This window comes from Sulfurimonas sp., from assembly GCF_016744025.1.
Taxonomy (GTDB): domain Bacteria; phylum Campylobacterota; class Campylobacteria; order Campylobacterales; family Sulfurimonadaceae; genus Sulfurimonas.
In genome coordinates, this window is the sequence record NZ_JADGFC010000200.1 from 1 (window position 1) to 3,224 (window position 3,224).

Sequence of the window (3,224 nt, forward strand, 5' to 3'; positions counted from 1 at the left end):
TTCTTTGTTTTTGGTCGAATAAGATTAGCAGATTATCGATTAATCCTATCTTTCAACTTACTTTCAAAAAATTGCACTTGATTTTAGAATTGGCGTTATATTTTTTTAAGAGATAAGGTAAATATTTTGTGGATTATTTTTCTATAAGAAAAGTAGGGTATTATTACATCTATAAACGACTTCCCTGGTGTGTTAGTCGTTTTACTACACTGAAAATAAAAATCTGATTCTTCTTCTCCTAAATCTTGTAAAATTTATTTGTTAAAGAGATTTTTATTTACAATTGAGCAAAGCTCTAAACTGCGTTATATCTATTAATGATTTTTTTAACACGATTCTTTAAATTACGAAGTGCTTCAACACTAGTCTCACCATCTGCAGTTAGATTTTCAAAAGTACCATCAAACTGAGCTTTAGCTATCCAACCAATTTTCTTGTGGTATTTAATACCTACAAAACGAACATCACCGAAGTGTAGTTCACAAAGGTCATATATTCTTTTAATACGATCTGTATTAGTTTTCTTTTCTGCCATATTTTTATCCTTAATTTTATTAGTCCGATAAAGGAACGCGTCCTTTTATCTACGCTTGGACCATTGAGGCCACTGAAGTTAGCTTTGTTTATCAAAGCTGGTTATTAATATTGGCATTTTATCATAAGGTAGGTTACAAGAAGTTTACTAGTCTTTTTTTTCGTCATCGCTTGTGGCAACTTTAATAAAGCCAATTAAACCAACAGCAAAGACTGCTATTATAAAGACTACTTGAAAAATTTCAACATAACTCATTATACCTCTCCCTCAGTTTTCTCTTTTAGTTGACCACATGCAGCACTAATATCTATACCTTTAGAGTCTCTTATTGTACACAAGAGACCATGATCGATTAGATACTCTTGAAAAGCTACCATATCTGCTCTAGAAGGTCTGCCATAGTCTGTGCCTGGGTAAGGATTAAAGAAGATAAGATTTACTTTTGCTTTTATTCCATGAAGAAGTTTTACAAGTTTTTTAGCAGATGCTATGTCATCATTTTTCTCTTTAATAACAAGATATTCAAACATAACTCTTTTTCTAGTGTCAATTGGAAAGCGTTTAACAGCTTCTATAATTGAGCTTATGTTATGAGCTTTATTCATAGGTATTAGTTCTGTTCTAAGTTCATCATCAACAGCATGAAGAGATATTGCTATATGTACACCAAGGTCTTTTTGTCCAAGCTGATCAATCTTGTTACTTAAACCACTTGTAGATACTGTTTGACGCTTACCTGAGATGCAAAGGCCATCATCTTCTTTAAATATTTCTATAGCCTTAGAGAGATTATCTAAGTTATCAAGCGGCTCACCCATTCCCATATATACTATATTTATCATTCTATTATGCTTATGATTGTTATCACGCTTTAGAGTTACTACTTGAGCTACAATCTCTCCAGCAGTTAAATCTCTTGTAAAGCCACTTTTTCCAGTTAGACAAAAAGAACACCCTACTTTACATCCAACCTGTGATGAAACACAGATAGTATACTTAGCTTCTTGGATTACTTCTCCATTTTCATCAAGCTGAGTATCTTTCATCTTTAACCAAACAGCTTCCATCGTTTTGCCATCTTGCATCTGAAGAAGATACTTGATAGTTCCATCACTAGATTCTTCTTTATTGGCAATTTTAAGAGGATTTACAACGTACTTTTCTTCTAGTTCATCTCTTAATGCTTTTGGAACATTTTTCATATCATCAAAGTTTTCGGCATATTGGTGGTATAACCAACCAAATATTTGATTAACTCTAAAAGTAGGTTTAATTAAATCTTGTAGCTCTTTTTTTGTGAAATCAAGTAGTGAAGGTTTCGTGTTAGTCATTATTTTGTTAGTTCCTTGATTCTGTTTTTTACATGTGTAGTTAGAAGTTCTTTTGCTTGTTCATGATTCTTTAAAAAGTCTTCATGAGCATTTTTGTTTGTGTAGTTAGTTACACAAAATACTCCACCAGCAGGAATATTAAACTCTTCTGCTATCTTTAAAACACTAAAAAATTCCATATTTTCAATATCTACACCAAAAGTTAAAAACTTTTTCGTTAGCTCTTCGTTAGTAGAGATATAGTTTGATGAATTTACTATAACGTCTTTAACTTTGTTATCTATGTTAGTTGAGACTACATTGTCAAGAGGTGTGTAAGCATCAGATGAAAGAAAAGCAAGTTCAATGTTTGAAGCTGTTTTAGACTCTACTATATCAAATATTTTATGATTTCCGTAACTACCAGCACTACCAACAAAAAGTAAAAACTCAGGTTTGTCAAAAAGACATAGTCTTGTTAGGTTCATTGCTGTTTCAATAAGCCCTACTCCCATAGGTTGTGCAAAATCAAAAGTCTCATTATTACCTGCGCATATTATCATTTTAAAGTCTTACCGGTATGTTATTATTATGTAAATAGTGTTTAAGATCCATAATATCAATTTCTTTATAATGAAAGATACTAGCAGCTAGCGCTGCATCTGCACCACAATCAAAAGCATCTTTTATATGTTGCATTGTTCCAGCTCCACCACTAGCAATAACTGGTACGTTAACAGCACGTGAAATCTGCTCTGTAATGTTTAATTCAAAACCAGCTTTTGTTCCATCAGCATCCATAGACGTAAGTAATATCTCTCCACTTCCTCTTTGTACAACCTCTTTGGCCCACTCAACTGCGTCAATTCCGGTGTCAACTCTACCACCGTTTAAATATACATTGTATTTATCGCCAGTTTTTTTAACATCAATAGCCGTTACTATACATTGAGAACCAAAACGTTTTGCACCTTCATTAATAAGCTCTGGACGTTTAATAGCCGCTGAGTTTACACTTACTTTGTCACAACCAACATTTAACAGTTTATAAATATCGTCAAGTTTTCTTATTCCTCCACCAACTGTTAGTGGTATGAAAACTTCACGTGCAACTTGGGCTACAATATCTACTATAGTATCTCTATTATCACTAGATGCTGTGATATCTAAAAAAGTGATCTCATCAGCACCCTCTTCGTTATATCTTTTTGCAACTTCAACAGGGTCACCTGCATCTCTAAGACCAACAAAGTTTACACCTTTTACAACACGTCCATCTTTAACATCAAGACAAGGAATAATTCTTTTAGCGAAATAGTTCATAATATATATAGCCTCTTTTTATAATATTGTAATTATACAGTTTATGACTTATATAT

General features: G+C 32.6%; 4 protein-coding genes. All 4 read right to left on the reverse strand.

Translation table 11 applies throughout. From position 1 onward, the window contains the following. Positions 1–295: 295 nt before the first annotated feature. Positions 296–535, reverse strand: a complete 240-nt coding sequence (locus tag QZZ48_RS15090; protein ID WP_294967083.1) for a hypothetical protein — start codon at positions 533–535, stop codon at positions 296–298. 254 nt (positions 536–789) lie between these two features. Next, the gene (gene rlmN, locus QZZ48_RS15095) at positions 790–1,866 is read right to left on the reverse strand and encodes a 23S rRNA (adenine(2503)-C(2))-methyltransferase RlmN (protein ID WP_294967084.1); all 1,077 of its coding nucleotides are present in this window, start codon (positions 1,864–1,866) and stop codon (positions 790–792) included. Continuing rightward, positions 1,866–2,408, reverse strand: coding sequence for a purine-nucleoside phosphorylase (locus QZZ48_RS15100; protein WP_294967085.1), 543 nt, complete (start codon positions 2,406–2,408; stop codon positions 1,866–1,868). Before QZZ48_RS15100 ends, rlmN begins: the two co-directional genes overlap by 1 nt. A gap of 1 nt (position 2,409) precedes the next feature. Beyond that, complete coding sequence (gene hisF / locus QZZ48_RS15105; RefSeq protein ID WP_294967086.1) at positions 2,410–3,168, reverse strand: imidazole glycerol phosphate synthase subunit HisF; 759 nt, start codon at positions 3,166–3,168, stop codon at positions 2,410–2,412. Between the last annotated feature and the right edge of the window lie 56 nt (positions 3,169–3,224).

Bases quoted from the DNA above. Each gene is read 5' to 3' on its own strand.
- QZZ48_RS15090 (WP_294967083.1), bottom strand. From the start codon at position 535: ATGGCAGAAAAGAAAACTAATACAGATCGTATTAAAAGAATATATGAC.
- rlmN (WP_294967084.1), bottom strand. From the start codon at position 1,866: ATGACTAACACGAAACCTTCACTACTTGATTTCACAAAAAAAGAGCTA.
- QZZ48_RS15100 (WP_294967085.1), bottom strand. From the start codon at position 2,408: ATGATAATATGCGCAGGTAATAATGAGACTTTTGATTTTGCACAACCT.
- hisF (WP_294967086.1), bottom strand. From the start codon at position 3,168: ATGAACTATTTCGCTAAAAGAATTATTCCTTGTCTTGATGTTAAAGAT.